Genomic DNA, 16,316 nt, shown 5'->3' with positions numbered 1-16,316 from the left:
TTAGTCTATGGCAGAATATATAGATTCAATCACGCTCTCTAAACTTAGAGGCATCAATATACAGGAGGTGGCTGATGCTTTGGGAATAGGCTTGCGTCATCGCAATGCGCTCTGTATCAGTCATAACGATTCTAATCCGAGCTTGCATTTCTGGCCATCAACCAATACTTGCCATTGCTTTGCATGCGGGTGGGGTGGTGATAATATCGACCTGGTGATGAAGCGGGAGAATCTCTCTTTTACCGAAGCCTGCCAATGGTTGGGAAGAAACTTCGGTATTGTTGTGGGGAATGGCCGACAGCCAGCAAGGGGTACGGTCGGGCAGCCAGCAAGGGGTACGGTCGGGCAGCAGAAAACGGAATGCGATACGGACAGAATCAACCTTAGAGGACCATTCCAGCATCAGCCGGATGTAGATTATCTCATGAGAATGCTTGAGGGAAAGAAACTCACCGAGACTGCAAGGGATTTCCTTTTCGAACAGCGAAAGCTGCGCCCCGAATACATCTATTGGTGCAGAGTGGTAAGTACAGATTTTTCTATCGCTGGCTATCGCTTTGGTGGTAAGTTTTTTGATGGGCCTTCCCTGCTCATACCTTACTATGGGGTGGATGGAAGATTGCTAACGGTACAGAGCAGATTTCTGGGGGATAAATCTAAGGAGAAGCCCCGGTTTAAATTTGCACCTGGCAGCAAACCTATGGTATACGGGATGCAGATTTTGCCCCAAGTAGCTGATAATGAACCTTTGGTTATTACTGAGGGATGTACCGACTGTTGGAGTGCTATGTCTATGGGTTATAAGGCGATAGCAATACCCAGTGCTACACTTTGTAATGAAGAATGTCGCAGTCTTTTGTCGGGAAGGAATCTTCACATGTGGCCGGATCAGGATAAGCCTGGCATTAGTCTCTATATGAAATTGAAGGAGATGTTTCCGCAGTTGGTGTATCATCAGTTGCCCGAAGGATGCAAGGATTTATCTGATTATTATCAGTCCTCTTACGTTCAGAAAATGTGAAAGTGAATGTGAATTTTCATTGTTTTCTCAATAGCTTTTTGGGTATATTTTGTTTGTTATTTTTATCGGTTATTGTTTGTTATTTTTATCGGTTATTGTCTGTTATGATGAAATTAGTATTAAATCGTTTTCGTACAGTTCGTGGCGCCGTAGTGGGTCGCCTCAGTCTGGAAATAGTAGATCGCAAGGGTGGCGTTGTTGACCACGAGCATATTTGCGATACAGTAGAGCGCGAGGGGGGCTGCCTGGAGCCTGGTGAATATCGCGTAGTGGTGGCTAAATGCCGCAGTTTCGCCCGCAAGATGATGTTCTTGGAGGCGGTGAAGAAGGAGGCTTCCTCTTCTTCTGATGCTTCATCAGGGGTGGGCTGCTCGCCTCTTCCTCTCCCCGAAATCTGCGAGCGCTGCCGCCTGGAGCGCAAGCATCATAGGTTCGGGTGCCTGGATGAGCTTCATGCCCTTTCGTGTCCGATGCTTCAGCCGGGCAATGGTCCGTTCCGTCTGCGCAAGGGCGGCATCCTCATCGGCGAGGCTCATGCTCCCGGCTTTGTCCTCAGAAGCCAGGAACTCTTCCTCCAGCTCTTCGACCGTGTTAACAAGGTGCTGAGACGCGGGGGCGAAGTGGTGGTGGAAGTGAATAATTTCAGCCATTTCTGATATTTTATCCTCAAAAAATTTGCCGTTTCGCAGAAAACTCGTATCTTTGTAGCGGAAATATAATTATGGAGGAACAGAGATATGATTTACTATGTAGCTAATCCGATATACGATTCAGTGTTCAAATTCCTGATGGAAGACGAACGCATCGCCAAAACCGTGCTCGCCGCCCTGCTGAAAAAGGAAGTGGTGAGCGTGGAAATGAGAAGGCATGAGCATCCTAACATCACCCGAGACAATATCTCGATGTTTCGCATCGACTTTGCTGCCAGGGTGAGGGAAGAGGATGGAAGCGTAAGGCTCATCCTTATCGAACTTCAGAAGACATGGCTCGATACCGAGACGCTCCGGTTCCGACGTTATCTGGCTGCCCAGTATAATGCTGAGGAGAATATGATAAAGGAGGGAGAGAACAAGGGATATGCCGTGCCGATGGTGGCTGTGTATCTGCTGGGCCATAGAGTGGGAGATATTGACAAGGCTGTGGTATACGTGAACCACAAGGCGCTCGACTATGACGGGAAAGAGGTGGAGAACGGGATGGATGATCCTTTCATCAACAGTCTGACGCATGACAGTATCCTGGTGCAGATTCCTCTTTTACATGGCAAGATAAACAACAGGCTCGACAAGGTGCTGAGCGTGTTCGACCAGTCGCAGAGGGATAAGAAGAACCAGCAGATGTTATGTCTGGAGGGTGATAAATATAAGGATGATTCGGATATGATGTATATCGTTCACCGTCTGGGACTCGCTACGATGAGTGCTAATATCCGGCAGGAGATGAATGATGAGGATGAATACTATTCTGCCATAGAAGCTCGCGATACGCAGGTGATGAAGCTCAATAAGATTATCAGTGAGCAGGCTAATCAGGTAAATGAGCAAGCTACTCAGATAAATGAGCAAGCTACTCAGATAAATGAGCAAGCTACTCAGATAAATGAGCAAGCTACTCAGATAAAAAGCATGGCGCAGGGCATGCTGGAGAATGGAATGCCCCTGGAGATGGTGGCTAAGATGATGAACAGAACGCCTGAGGAAGTTCGTGCTTTATTGGGCAAATGATATAGAAAACGCAGGGATGCCAGGGGGAATCTCTGCGTTTTTTAGTGTCATAGCGTAAAAATGGCAGATCTTTACGCTATGACACATTGTTTTTACCTTTTGAAACTCCGATTTTGAAGTAATTCAAGTTAAATCATGCAACAAACAGAAAAATTTCTAATTATGCAAAGTATTTTCCACTTTTTGTAACGATTTTCGGATTAAACAAACGATATTTGGAGAAAAATGAGTATCTTTGCAACCGAAAACAATAATATACGCCAATGGCTGAGAAAAATTTTAAATGTAATCAATGGAACCAACTATATACAATTTTTCACTTTGTACCGCACTGCCGTTAATGTTATTCTTCGGCTTTTATTTTTTGTTTGCAAAGACTCCTGAAAAGAAAATTTTCAAGAATTATCTCCGCTCCCGACAGATGATGGGTATAGCTATGCTGCTGCTTTCGGCAAATTATTCGGTACATTTCTTCTTTGGTATCCGATTCAAAAATGCGGATTCTGCCATATTGATGAACATGTCCACATACTTCCTGTGCTATTCTCTGTTCAGTTCGGCATTGATAATGTTGCTTGATCGTTTTTACGTTACCAAACGGCGTGTGTGGACACATATCATATTATGGATTGTATTTTCAACTCTTTCCGGAGTTGTGTTGTTCCTGTTGCCAAGCGGAATCATACAAAAAATCTCTTTATTTGCTTTAGCTGCCTGGTTGGTCGTTTTTGGAGTCGTTTTAGCTCGCAGAGTCATAATTGCATATCGTAGAGCCATTCGGATTTTCAATGAAACTCAGGCGGATGATATAGGCGCATATATCGAATGGCTTTCCATATTCACTTATTGGGCTGTTATCTTTGGTGTCGGATGCGGATTGCTGACATTTCTGCCAGACAAATATGTGTTTATCTGGATTTTGTCGTCAATACCGTTCTACAGCTATCTTTTCTACAGCTATCAGAACTACCTGCTGTTCTATGAACAGGTAGAAAATGCGTTTGAGCAGGATATGCAATCTGAAGAAGAACTTCTGACAAATTCGGGAATTGAACCCGAAATGGTTTCAGAAGAAGTTCCTGGGTCCTATACAGAATTTATAGAGAAGGTTGACAACTGGATAAAGACAGACGGCTATGTCCAGCAGGGACTTACCATAAAAGAACTGTCCAAAATACTTTATACGAACCGTACCTATCTTTCCGCTTATATCAAGACTACGTATAAAATGACATTCCGCGAATGGATAACCAGTCTCCGGTTGGAGTATGCGAAAAACATACTGAAGGAGCATCCAGAAATCAATATACAGAAGCTGGCTGAGTCTTCCGGTTTTCTTTCCCGCAGTAACTTTATCAAATTATTTTCCGAGAAGGAAGGATGTACGCCTGCCAAATGGAAAAAAGCAAATCGGGAATAATTTGTGTAGTAAAAAAACATCGGAAAAGGTCACAGAAGCCCATTTTCAAAAAGTACTCAAACGACAAAAAAGTGCTAATTCGACAATTCAAAAAGTGCTAATTCGACAAAAAAGATGCTCGACGACAATTTTTATAAAAATTAATAGAAAAAGTTTTTCTAATCTTTTGGGCATAGAATGACATTTATTATCTTTGCAGGAGACAAAGATAATTAAAGATAATAAAATGCATGTTTATATGAGTAGAAAAATCACTATCCTAACCCTGTTTCTATGGCTGATGACGGTAACTTTTCCTGTCATTGCGCAGCAGAAAGCTGCTCAACAAAATCACCTTACCGACATGCCATTGGAAACCAAAACCCCAACCGACTATCATTTTTCCCTGCGTGCCAACCTGCTGCGCTGGGCTACCCTGACACCAGATCTTGGCGTGGAATGGCGCATCTGCCCGTCGTGGGGCATTGCCGTAAACAGCTCGTGGACTTCTTGGAGTTGGAATGACAAAGACCGCCGCTATGCACTCTGGGAAGTGGCTCCAGAAGTGCGTTACTATATGGGTGAGAAGAAAGCCTGGTATCTGGGCGCGATATTCAAGACCGGACAGTTCAACTACAAGCTCTCCGAAACTGGCAAGCAGGGCGACCTGATGGGTGGCGGCATCACCGCCGGCTATCAGCTGCGGCTGAATAAGGCACTGGCTCTTGATTTCAACCTCGGTTTGGGCTACCTGAATGCCGACTATGAGAAATATGAGGTCATCAACGGTGTACGTGTACGCCGCGGCAACGAAACAAAAGATTGGTGTGGTCCCATCAATGCCGGTGTGACATTGGTATGGAAGTTATTCTAACACGGAGGAATAGTATATGAAAGCAAGACGATATATAAATATGATGGGAATGGCAGCCGCCGTGCTGCTCTCCTCCTGCGTGAAGGACACGCTTTATGACACGCCGCATCCCGACTACGGGAAGATTGCGGTGACAGCCGACTGGTCGGCCCGAGGTGAGGGTATCGACATACCTGCCACGTGGACGGTCACCATGGGCGACTATACGGGTACGGAGACTTCCGCCATCCATGCCCCTGACCATCTGTTTGCTCCGGGCAGCTACACCCTTGCGGTGTGGAATCCGGCTGAAGGAATCACGGTGAACGGCACCACAGCCACCATTGCCGCAGCCACGGGAAACCGGGCAGGCACGGATGCCTTTGTGAACAATGCCCCGGGATGGTTCTTCACCTATACGGAACAGTTGAGCATCGAGAAAGACAAGGACTATCCGCTGACCGCCGCAATGAAGCAGCAGGTACGCGAACTGACGCTTGTCGTCGAACCGACGGGTGATGCCGCCGGACGCATCACGGAGATTGTTGCCCATCTGACGGGTGCAGCCCAAACACTCGATTTCGCTACCGATACCTACGGAGCCGCTTCGAACGTCGTGCTGCCCTTCACCAAGATTACCGAAGGTGACGATGCCGGCAAGTGGAAAGCCACGGTGCGGCTGCTGGGTGTGACCGGCACGGAACAACTGCTGACGGGTGAAATCCGCTATGCTGACGGCAACCCGACCCCCACGACGCTGAAAAGCGACCTTACGGAAGCCCTCAAGGAGTTCAACACCGGAAAGGGCGAATCGCTGACCCTCGGCGGAACGCTGGTTGAGACTCCCGAAGGCATGGAAGTGGACGGAGCCGAAATCAACGGCTGGGAAGAAGTGAAAGGTGATGATGTAAATGCCGATTTGTAACTAATAAAATGACAGATATAATGAAGACAAGATTTTTTGCACTTGCGTTGCTCGCCCTCGCACTGACGGCATGCAACAACGACAACGAGAACCTGAATGGTGGCCCTGTGGCCGCCCAGTTTACCGCCGACATCGCCATCGCCACCCGCGCCAGCGGAACCACTTGGGACAACGGTGACCGTATCGGCATCACCGACATCGGCAACGATACCCGGTACGGCAACGTGCCTTTCATCCTGAAGAACGGGAAATTTGAGGCAGAAGGAAAGGTTATCTATTTCGAAGATACAAAGACCCATACTTTCCGCGCCTACTATCCGTACAACGCGGCGGGAGGCATCCTCGCAGCCACGACCGATGCCACGGCGCAGCAGAACCAGCCTGCCATCGACTTCCTCTTTGCTTCAGGAGCTACGGGAGACAAACACAGCCCGGTGGTGAGCTTCACCGACAAAACCGGCAAAGGTGGTGAAAACAACTCCTTCCACCACCGCATGAGCCAGATAACCCTTACCTTCAAGGCGGGCGACGGCGTGGATTTCAGCGTGGTCAAGCCTGAACGTTACACGCTGGACGGATTGTTACTCACTGGTACGTTCAACACGGCCGACGGTATTGCCACCGCAGACAACGGGGCACAGACCGGAGAACTGACCATGAATCTGGCAGACGGCAATCTCACGTCATCGATCATCCTCTTCCCGCAGACAGTTGCATCCCTGCCGTTGGTTGTGAATTACAAAGGGCAGGAATATCATGCCACACTCACCATGCCCGAAGGCGCACTGCAGGCGGGCAACAACTATACCTATACCGTCAAGGTACGCAACAAAGTCCTTGAAGTCAGCGAAGCCACCATTGCAAAGTGGAACGATATAGACGGTGGAGAAGTGGATGCTGACCTGTAAGATATTAATAATTAATCGATTAGAATGAAGAATTATGAGACATAGATTATTTATCCCCGCAGTCCTCGCGCTGCTGTTCGCCCTCACCGCCTGCACACAGGACGAACTGGCAGACGATAACCGTCTGTCCAAAGAGGAATATCCTATAGTCATCCGTGCCACCGGACTGTCCGTGGAGGCAGCCCCATCAACCCGTGCATCCGTGGACGGCGACTGGCAGGGCGTCAATTCCGTGGCACTCAAGATGGGCGATGCGGTAAAGGAGTACATAGTATCGACTTCGGATGCCGACGGCTACAAGAGCGCCACGCTGACCTCCAACGACCCGTACTACTGGACCAGCCGCGACCCGATTACCGTATCGGCATGGTGGCCCTTGGATGATACAGACATCACACAGATGCCTGCCGTGAAGGTTGCCGAAGACCAAAGCAAATTGGCTGACTTCCAGAAAAGCGACTTCATCTCTGCTGAGAACCGGAAAGTGGAATTTAACAACCCGACACTTGAATTTACCCACCGCACGGCACGCGTGGCAATCGAACTGAAGCCCGGCACGGGATTCACGAGCGTCGCCGGTGCCACGGTGAGCCTCGTGAGCCTGTCCGCCGATAACGGCAACCCGACCGCCATCAAGACCTACAACGCAAGCGGCAACACCTACGAGGCACTGACCGCCCCGCAGACCGTTGCGGCAGGCAAGCCGTTCGTCAAGGTGGAACTCGGCGGCGGCACCTTCTACTTCCGTCCGCAGAACAACGTCGTATTAGAAGCGGGCAACCGCTATACCTACACCGTAAAGGTGAATGCCACCGGCCTGACGTTAGAGGGTTGCACTATCGGTGACTGGGCTGACGGCGGTGGCGAGAGCGGCGAGGCTGAGGATCTGGGCTACATCTACGACAGCAACACCAAGACCTACACGGTCTATAACGCAGACGGCCTGCTGGCATGGAACGAAGCCTCACAAAAAGATGAATCGATAAATTGCACCCTCACCGCCGACATCGACATGACGGGTAAGGAATGGACACGGTCAGGCATATTTACATTCTACTCCGGCGTCTTTAATGGACAAGGACACCGCATTACAGGATTTAACTCTTCAGCAATGAATAATACTGGATTTTTGGGTTCATTCTTAAGTGAACGTGGAGTGATAAAGAACCTACAACTCATAGATGTGAATCTGTATGGCAGTAGTGGAAATACTGCTGGAATAGTGGGCCGAAATCATGGCCAAATCATTGCCTGCTCTGTGACGGGAAAAATTTCTGCATATGGTAGAACTTGTGGTATAGCCGAATCAAATTATGGCGATATCATCGCTTGCTGGTTCGACGGCACATTGACAGAGTATGAATCTGGAGCTATAGTGGGTCATAACTACAATACTATAACTTCCTGCTATTGGGGAGGCAATCTCGGGCAAGGAGTTTATCGTAATGAAGTAGGAAGGGTAGATGCCACGAAGGTGGACGACGCGACCGTGAAATGGCAGACAGCCGTCGATGGCATGAACCACGCCCTCACTGACAACGACTACCAGTGGGCACTAGGCACCAACGGTCTGCCCGTACTGCAAAAGAAACAATAACAACCCCTAAACAACACGCATCATGAAACGAACAAACATCCATATATCCGCAGCCATCGCCCTGCTGCTCGGCCTTGCCGCCTGCACGCAGGACGAAGCGGACTTCCTGCCGGAAGGGGCGGAAGGCACATCCATCGTCTTCACCGCCACGGGGCTGAATCCCGTCGCGACAGCCATCGCTGGCACCCGTGCCCCAGTGGACGGCAATTGGGAGGGTGTGCAGAGCGTGGCAGTCCTGATGGATGGCACGGTGAAGACGTACAACGTGACGCTCACCGCCGCCGACCCCGCCAGCGCCACGCTGACCTCCACCGACCCGCACTACTGGACAAACCACAACGACATCACCGTCACAGCGTGGTGGCCCTACATCGCTGGCGAGACAACTCCGCCTGCTGTGAAGGTAAAAGCCAACCAAAGTGCCCAGAAGGACTTTGAGGGCAGCGACCTCATCGTAGCCGACGGACAGAAGGTGACCTACGGTAGCCCCACGCTCCGCTTCACCCACCGCACGGCGCGGGTGACCATCGTTCTGACGGACTACACCGAGGGGCTGGCATCCGTGCAGCTGACGGGTCTCTCCACCGAAGGCGACAACCCGGATATAATCGTCCCGTATGACAAGGGCAGCAACACCTACATCGCCCTCGTAGCCCCGCAAAGTGTGGCAGCTGGCACGACCTTCATTACCTGCACCTTCACCAACGGCAAGACCTTCGTTTATAAGATGAAGAATGCTACCGACTGGCAGGCGGGCGGTGAATATACCTACACCGTCTCCCTCGCAGCGGCAAAAGACCTGGGCTATACCATAGAGAGCAACGGCAGCTACACCGTGACCTCCGCCGACGGTCTGATGAATATAGCCGAATTAGTGAACGGAGGTAAGACCGACATTAACATTACCCTCGACAAAAACATTGACCTCACAGGCAAAGACTGGACACCGATAGGCACAAGTTTCAGCAACAAATACACCGGCACCTTCGACGGTGGCGGTCATACCATCAAGGGGCTGACCGTTACGACAAATGACCAATTTGTGGGTCTGTTCGGCTCTATCGGTTATGCTGGTACGGTGAAGAACGTGATGATGGAGGACGTACAGATAACAAGCAATCACGGGTCGGGCTTTGCCGGCGGTGTGGCAGGATTTAGCGATGGCACCATTGAAAACTGCTCGGTGTCGGGCAGCGTCAGCGGCACGGTGTACGTCGGCGGTGTAGTGGGTGCTCAATGGAACGGTTCCACCACCGGATGCAGCTCCTCTGCCACAGTGAAGGGAACGGTCTATGTCGGCGGCGTGGTAGGTCAGACGAATGGGGGTGCCACCATGACCGCTTGCTATGCCACGGGCAACGTGATCATAGAAATAGACCCCGTATCGAATATCTCTGGCGGCGGTTTGGTGGGACTCAACGGAGGAAACGGCGTTTGTGCCTGCTATGCCACGGGCAACGTAACCAGTACAGGTAGTAGCACTGGCTATGTGCATATCTTCGGCTTGTTGGGAGATAACTTCAATACCGTGACCGTCTGCTATTGGAAGAACAATCATGAACAAGGTATCGGCTACAATAAGGAAGGCATCGCCCCCGAAGCCACGAAGGTGGACGGCTCTGTCGTTACCTGGCAGAAAGCCGTTGATGCAATGAACACCGCCTTGCAGAACGCAGGCTCAGAGTGGCGTTACGAACTTAAAGGAGCATTGCCTACCTTGAGGAAGCAGTAAGCCGTTGCGGGCGGAAATGTTCCGCCCGCAACGGAAAGAACCGAAGTATAACCCCAATAAAAAAAGGAGGACGTGATGGAACACACGGAGAATCCACCAATGAGAGTGGTTGTGTCTGCAAATTTTTGTCAGGCACAGACTAAATTCGTACATTCAATTGATAGTAAATTGGATGATTTTTAGAGTAGTATTAATCAATAATTAAAAGTAAAAACTATAAACGAACAGAATTTGCCCGAGAATACTAAAAAGTTTAGAAAAAATGTTGGGGGATATAGAGAAATGAATCAAGACGGATTTTTTGTTAGGAAAAATGGTGGAAAATGAAGAAATCTTTGTACCTTTGCAACATGATAAAGATATGATATGATGAAAAGAAAAACATATATATTCGGGGCACTCCTGGCGCTCCTTGTGCTGACTGCCTGCCAGGGCGGAAAGACGACGGGAACGCTGCTGCATCGCTACATCCTGATTCCGAAAGGAGAGGAGGGCGATAAGACGGTGGCGATGCTTGCCTACAGTCTCCATAATGGTTCGTTTTCCCAACCTTGCGGAAATCCCATGGCATGTAAATCTACATTGGGGTATTCAGCAAATAATTTGAACAGAGAACTTTTCAAGTCCATGCAAGGTGTAATAGTTTGCTCCAAATATAATAAGGTGCATAGCTGATGGTACAACTTGATGGGCTTTTGACTTGGAGTAATCCATTGAAGAGGAAGTCGATTGGGTAATTGAGGCTTCAAGGCAAAACGCCTGTTCCATATACGGGCATGATGAGCACAGCAATTGCGAAGTACAGTTATACACCTTATCCAACTTTCCAAATATGTGTATTGAGGAAGTCCAAGTTCTCTTGCCACTTGCTTTTTTAGCCGATTATCCTTAAACAGGCAAAACAACTTAGAAAGCGTACCAAAAGAAACATCTTAGTTCGAAGAGAAATCTCTATATCTTGGATTGCCTTGAATATAAGTTGACGGAGTTCTTTATCAAAGAGATAAAGGTTGATGGCTTGCTCAAATGTACTGCCCGACTTGTATAGATGATGTAGTTGGTCTTCTTCCATATACCCATATAAAAAGCGAAGTCCCACCGTGGTACGCATCGTTGAGAGGCGTGGTGGGATTTGTTGCTGCAAAGATATGCTTTTTTGTCGGAATCTCCAAACTTTTTCTTGAAAATCTGCTTATAAAAAGAGGAATTTAACGCAAAAAGTTCTAATTTCCATAAAAATCTCATTGTGAATCATTGGATATTTAGAAAATTGTCGTATCTTTGCCCTCGAATTGAGGCGTTCTTTGGATATTGCAAAATACAGAAACGAGCAGAAGTCCGCTCGTTTTCATATTGTTATCTATATTATGTAGGCAAACGTCCAACTTCTTGATATTCAATCAAAGTCCCAATTAGAGCGAGTTACCCTTTTTAATCCTTATAATCTACCTTGATTACGATAACGCGGATGGTCTGGTCTCCACCATCTGTTGCCACCTTGGCGATGTGCCAGTCGCGTGGGAAGAAGATGAAGAATTCGCCAGGATTGCTGTCGTAGAAACGGGCCTTCTGGCGGTCGTAATCATAATGAATCACGTCTGGACGATATTTGCAGTTGGGGGTGCTGGAGTAGTGGTCGATCACGCCAAAACGCTCTGTGCCCTTTACTACATACTGAAAATCGATGTGCTTATGATGACTCTCGCTGCGGCGCTTTTCCAGCGGCTCGTTCTTGCTGTCCTCTACACTTACCACGAGGTCGGAACCTGGAATCTTGTGCTTTCCCTTCGGAATGCTCAGCAAATCGGTCTTTGCCAGATAGTCGAAGAGCGCCTGCCATTGCTGCGGATTCTTCTGATACTGCAGATAGAAATCTACGAGGTTTACGCTGGAATGTGGCTTCGCCTTGTCGAAACCATTGCGCCAGATACCGCTCTCAGCCCAAGCTATAGCCTCTTTTATGAGTTCGGGCTTATCGCCGTAATACTGTGTGTAATAACCTCTCTTACAGCAGCTTTTCTCTTCAGAATTCTTACAGCCGTTCTGCGCATTTGCAGTCAGCGATGTACAGAATAAAAGGGCTATGCCCCAGATAATCTTCTTCATTTTGACTTATTATTGTAGTGTTAGTTAAATTTGAGGGCAAAAGTACAAAGAATATTCGAGAAAACAAACGGAAAATGGAGATTTCTTTGTATCTTTGCACACATATTTTGTAAGATTATGAAAAAACTGTATATTCTTTTGTGTGGGGCAACGGCGGCCCTGCTGATGGCGGCATGCCAGGGAGGAAAGACGGCTGCTGCCGATGCTGAGGCTGGAGATACCTTGGAGATGAAGTACGCCAAGTTGCTTACCATCGTGAAGCATGGCGATGGGGAAGAGACTTCCGATGCTGCGGAAGGCTTTGATTATCAGTATGCTGAGGCTATCATCGCCAATCCCTGGAAGGCGGGAACGATGCTGCATCGCTACATCCTGATTCCGAAGGGAGAGGAGGGGGATAAGACGGTGGCGAGACTCGCCCTGCAACGCACTTTGGGCATGGGATGCACTACCGATACCGTGAGGACACCGGTGGAGAGGAGTGCAGTTTTTATCGCTCCCCATTGCCAGTTGATGTACGAACTGGGATGCCAGCAGGCTATCCGTGGCGTCTGCGACCTCAATTACATCAATATTCCGGATGTCAGGAAGAGGGCTGCTTCTGCAGGGAAGGCTTCTTCCGGGAATGCTTCTGCTCAGAATTCCATCGTGGATTGCGGTTCCAGTATGGCTCCCGACATCGAGCGCATTATCGCCCTGAAACCCGAAGCCATCCTCCTTTCGCCTTTCGAAAACAGCGGAGGATATGGCAAGCTTGATAAACTGCACGTGCCCATCATCGAGGCTGCCGACTATATGGAGTCTTCGCCACTAGGCAGGGCGGAATGGATGAAATTCTACGGCATGCTCTTTAAAAAAGACGGGAATGCACCGAAGACCGCTCTTGCTGCATCTTGCGAACCAAAGGCAGATTCGCTCTTTGCGAAGATAGAAAAGGAATATCTGAAGCTGAAAGCTGAGGCTGCCGGGTATCCGAAGGGCCTCTCTATCCTGACCGAAAGAAAAACGGGCAACGTATGGTATGTGCCTGGAGGTCAGAGTACTATCGGTATTCTGCTGAAGGATGCCAACGCCCGTTATATCTTCGAGGACGATCAGCACAGCGGAAGTCTGGCGATGAGTCCGGAGCAAATCTTGGCGAAGGGAAAGCAGGTGGATGTATGGGCGTTCAAGTATTTCGGTGGTGCCCCTCTGTCGCAGGCTCAACTGCTTCAGGAATATGACGGCTACAAGGCTCTTGCTGCCTTCAGCCGGGGTAATATCTATCAGGTAGATACCTCTACGGTACCTTATTTCGAGCTTACGAGTTTCCATCCCGAACTGCTGCTCAGAGAGTTCATCATCCTGGCTCATGGCGAGCGGTTCGGCAAATTGAGATTCTATAAGAAATAGGGCTTTAATCAGAGATTTTACAAGAAATAGTTTTAGTGAATGAAAACCATCGTTTTAGGGGCAATCGCCATTATCATACTGTTTTTCGCCAACCTGACATGGGGGAGTGTAAACATCCCGTGGCAGGACGTGGGGGCGATTATTTCGGGTTCTCAGACTGACGAAACCTACCGCTATATTCTGTTGGAATCGCGACTGCCGGCGGCGATTGCCGCTTTGCTTTCGGGCGCAGCCCTCGCCACGAGCGGCTTGCTCCTGCAGACAGCCTTTCGCAATCCTCTGGCGGGTCCTGACGTGTTCGGTATCAGCAGCGGAGCCGGACTGGCGGTAGCCATCGTGATGCTTGCCTTTGGCGGCAATATTGCCCTGGATGATTTAGGGGTAGGTTTTCTGGGCGATGCCGGCAACTATGCCATCGGCGGTTTCCTGGCTATCCTCATCGCAGCCTTTATAGGGGCTATGGTGGTGATGGGCATCATCACCTTCTTTTCTGCCATTGTGCGCAGCCATACGGTACTGCTCATCATCGGACTGATGGTGGGTTATCTGGCAAGCAGCGCCATCTCATTGCTCAATTTCTTCAGCACGGCAGAGGGCGTGAAATCGTATATGGTTTGGGGCATGGGCAGCTTTGGCAATGTTTCGAGCCAGCAGATGATGTTCTTCATCCCGTTAACCCTCATTGCCCTGGCTGCATCTCTGCTCCTTGTAAAACCGCTGAACGCCATGCTGTTAGGCGAGCTGTATGCCGAGAATCTGGGCTTCAACATCAGGCGTCTGCGCATCGTTCTGCTCATCATCACCGGTCTTCTTACGGCAGTGGTTACTGCCTTCTGCGGTCCCATTGCCTTCATCGGCCTGGCAACGCCGCATATCGCCCGCCTCATCATCAGCACGGAGAATCATCGCCGACTGTTGCCCGTCACGATGTTGATGGGTGCATCCATTGCCCTTCTCTGCAATCTCTTCTGCACCCTTCCGTCGGACGGTGGCATCATCCCGCTGAATGCCGTCACCCCGCTATTCGGCGCTCCCGTCATCATCTATGTTTTGGTGAAGAGGAGATAGGGAAAAAGTCAGAGTTTTGCTTAGTTTTTTGCTGGGCTCAACTGATAGTGTATGAAACAGGAAAAGAATATAGAACGAATGTTTCGTCAGCATTATGAGAAGATGTATAATCTGGCCAGGTGCATCTTAAGCGCGTGAAGGAGAGGGGCAAAGCTGTATGATGAGTTAAGAATGCTAAAAAATAATCATGGGTAATGTGTTTACTCATCTATTCTTTGTATCTTTGCAAAGTAGAATTGAGTAATTCGTGACGTAGAATTGAGTAATTTGTGACAAAGAATTGAGTAATTCGTTATAAAGAATTGAGTTGTTTAATATTACAAATTAAAGAATATGGGTGAGTATAGAAGACCACATTACAACTTGATGTTGAGTAGGTTGAGCGAAAGACGTAAGTGTATATTTGTTTTGGCAGGACCAAGACAGGTTGGCAAATCAACAGTTATGGCGCAAATAGCAGAGACTATTGATAAGGTAGTATTTCAATTTAATGCTGATTCTGTAAATGAAGAAGATTCGGATTGGATTCGACGTTCTTGGGAGTCTGTTCGAAGCCGAATGGATATTCAGCATTTGCAAGAAGCTGTTCTTGTAATAGACGAGATACAGAAAATACGCAGATGGAGTGAATATGTGAAGAGAGAGTGGGATGCCGATACCCTAAATCATGTAAACCTGAAAGTCGTATTGCTTGGTTCGTCTCGCTTGCTTTTGCGCAAAGGGCTAACCGAGTCTTTAGCTGGTAGATTCGAGTTGATTCGTATGGGGCATTGGACTTTTCCGGAAATGAAAGCTGCCTTCGGGTTATCACTCCAACAATGGATTTATTTTGGAGGTTATCCAGGCTCGGTGGATTATATAGGGGATTTTAGGCGTTGGAGGAAATATGTCAAGGATTCTCTTGTGGCACCTGCCATTGAAAAGGATGTTCTCTTGACTTCGAATATTTACAAGCCTTCACTCATGTCACAGCTTTTTGAGGTAGGTTGTTCTTATTCTGGTGAGTTGTTGTCACTCACCAAAATGCTTGGACAATTGCAAGATGCAGGCAATGTCACGACTTTGTCTTCTTATCTCGAAATATTGAAGCAAGCCAACTTGCTTTGCGGACTTCAAAAGTTTGCATGCGATGAGGCTCGTAAGAGACAGTCTATCCCAAAGTTTACAGTGTTTAACAATGCTTTGTTCACGGCATATCGCGGTAAGGGGTTTGACAAAGATTATGTTGACCCAATGATTTGGGGCAGATGGGTGGAATCGGCAGTGGGTACTTGTCTTCTCGATTTTGTGGAGGACAATGACTGTCATCTCTATTATTGGCGAGATCATAATAATGAGGTGGATTATATCCTGGAGTCACAAGGAGATTTCGTTGCCATAGAGGTTAAGAGTGGAAAGAGAGGCATGAATAGTGGTATTCCTATGTTTCAAGAGAAATTCCATCCTCTGAAATCAATCGTTGTTGGCACCGATGGTATTCCATTTGAAGAATTCTTCTGTATGGATATCATGCAATTGTTTGAATAAAAATTGGAAAATCATCTATCGATATGATGCGGAATACGATAGAATTATTCTTGTTGACTTATGG

The 16,316-nt window shown here is 48.3% G+C and carries 14 protein-coding genes and 2 pseudogenes; 13 read left to right on the top strand and 3 right to left on the bottom strand.

Annotated features, from left to right (window positions below; genetic code table 11):
• The first annotated feature begins 7 nt into the window (after nucleotides 1-7).
• The 10 genes and pseudogenes from FO447_RS06500 (at nucleotide 8) to FO447_RS15990 (ending at nucleotide 10,834) form a co-directional block, all read left to right on the top strand.
• The gene (locus FO447_RS06500) at nucleotides 8-1,021 is read left to right on the top strand and encodes a CHC2 zinc finger domain-containing protein (protein ID WP_200758163.1); all 1,014 of its coding nucleotides are present in this window, start codon (nucleotides 8-10) and stop codon (nucleotides 1,019-1,021) included.
• A gap of 104 nt (nucleotides 1,022-1,125) precedes the next feature.
• A complete protein-coding gene (locus tag FO447_RS06495; protein ID WP_200758161.1) occupies nucleotides 1,126-1,677 on the top strand; it encodes a hypothetical protein in 552 nt (183 codons plus the stop codon).
• Nucleotides 1,678-1,758: 81 nt separating this feature from the next.
• Nucleotides 1,759-2,745, top strand: coding sequence for a hypothetical protein (locus FO447_RS06490; RefSeq protein ID WP_234699081.1), 987 nt, complete (start codon nucleotides 1,759-1,761; stop codon nucleotides 2,743-2,745).
• Between the two features lie 340 nt (nucleotides 2,746-3,085).
• Nucleotides 3,086-4,165 carry a helix-turn-helix domain-containing protein gene (locus FO447_RS06485; RefSeq protein WP_200758485.1) on the top strand — a complete coding sequence of 360 codons (1,080 nt, stop codon included), beginning with the start codon at nucleotides 3,086-3,088 and terminating at the stop codon, nucleotides 4,163-4,165.
• 310 nt (nucleotides 4,166-4,475) lie between these two features.
• Nucleotides 4,476-5,018: pseudogene (locus FO447_RS06480) on the top strand (DUF3575 domain-containing protein); the annotation flags it as partial.
• Nucleotides 5,019-5,034: 16 nt separating this feature from the next.
• Nucleotides 5,035-5,922 carry a FimB/Mfa2 family fimbrial subunit gene (locus FO447_RS06475; RefSeq protein WP_200758156.1) on the top strand — a complete coding sequence of 296 codons (888 nt, stop codon included), beginning with the start codon at nucleotides 5,035-5,037 and terminating at the stop codon, nucleotides 5,920-5,922.
• 20 nt (nucleotides 5,923-5,942) lie between these two features.
• The gene (locus FO447_RS06470; protein WP_200758154.1) at nucleotides 5,943-6,830 is read left to right on the top strand and encodes a fimbrillin family protein; all 888 of its coding nucleotides are present in this window, start codon (nucleotides 5,943-5,945) and stop codon (nucleotides 6,828-6,830) included.
• Nucleotides 6,831-6,864: 34 nt separating this feature from the next.
• The gene (locus FO447_RS06465) at nucleotides 6,865-8,427 is read left to right on the top strand and encodes a fimbrillin family protein (RefSeq protein WP_200758152.1); all 1,563 of its coding nucleotides are present in this window, start codon (nucleotides 6,865-6,867) and stop codon (nucleotides 8,425-8,427) included.
• Nucleotides 8,428-8,449: 22 nt separating this feature from the next.
• Nucleotides 8,450-10,159 (top strand): fimbrillin family protein, encoded by a 1,710-nt coding sequence (locus tag FO447_RS06460; protein WP_200758150.1) that lies wholly within the window; start codon nucleotides 8,450-8,452, stop codon nucleotides 10,157-10,159.
• 366 nt (nucleotides 10,160-10,525) lie between these two features.
• Complete coding sequence (locus FO447_RS15990) at nucleotides 10,526-10,834, top strand: hypothetical protein (protein ID WP_234699132.1); 309 nt, start codon at nucleotides 10,526-10,528, stop codon at nucleotides 10,832-10,834.
• 98 nt (nucleotides 10,835-10,932) lie between these two features.
• On the opposite strand, the pseudogene FO447_RS16335 reads toward FO447_RS15990, so the two are convergent.
• From FO447_RS16335 to FO447_RS06450, 3 genes and pseudogenes are all read right to left on the bottom strand, one after another.
• Nucleotides 10,933-11,073: pseudogene (locus FO447_RS16335) on the bottom strand (Abi family protein); the annotation flags it as partial.
• A complete protein-coding gene (locus tag FO447_RS15980; RefSeq protein ID WP_234699112.1) occupies nucleotides 11,034-11,231 on the bottom strand; it encodes an Abi family protein in 198 nt (65 codons plus the stop codon). The pseudogene FO447_RS16335 and the gene FO447_RS15980, both read right to left, overlap by 40 nt.
• A gap of 359 nt (nucleotides 11,232-11,590) precedes the next feature.
• Entirely contained in the window at nucleotides 11,591-12,265 is a 675-nt protein-coding gene (locus tag FO447_RS06450; RefSeq protein WP_200758148.1) for a YhcH/YjgK/YiaL family protein, read from the bottom strand.
• 117 nt (nucleotides 12,266-12,382) lie between these two features.
• On the opposite strand from FO447_RS06450, the gene FO447_RS06445 reads away from it, so the two are divergent.
• The 3 genes from FO447_RS06445 to FO447_RS06435 all read left to right on the top strand — a co-directional run bounded on the left by FO447_RS06445 (nucleotide 12,383) and on the right by FO447_RS06435 (nucleotide 16,252).
• Nucleotides 12,383-13,657 (top strand): ABC transporter substrate-binding protein, encoded by a 1,275-nt coding sequence (locus tag FO447_RS06445; RefSeq protein WP_200758146.1) that lies wholly within the window; start codon nucleotides 12,383-12,385, stop codon nucleotides 13,655-13,657.
• Between the two features lie 39 nt (nucleotides 13,658-13,696).
• Nucleotides 13,697-14,725, top strand: a complete 1,029-nt coding sequence (locus tag FO447_RS06440) for an iron ABC transporter permease (RefSeq protein ID WP_200758144.1) — start codon at nucleotides 13,697-13,699, stop codon at nucleotides 14,723-14,725.
• A gap of 333 nt (nucleotides 14,726-15,058) precedes the next feature.
• Nucleotides 15,059-16,252, top strand: a complete 1,194-nt coding sequence (locus FO447_RS06435) for an ATP-binding protein (RefSeq protein ID WP_022120313.1) — start codon at nucleotides 15,059-15,061, stop codon at nucleotides 16,250-16,252.
• The last annotated feature ends 64 nt before the right edge of the window (nucleotides 16,253-16,316 follow it).

It is taken from the genome of Segatella copri (assembly GCF_015074785.1).
Taxonomy (GTDB): Bacteria; Bacteroidota; Bacteroidia; order Bacteroidales; family Bacteroidaceae; genus Prevotella.
This window is presented reverse-complemented; position numbering and strand designations above follow the sequence as displayed.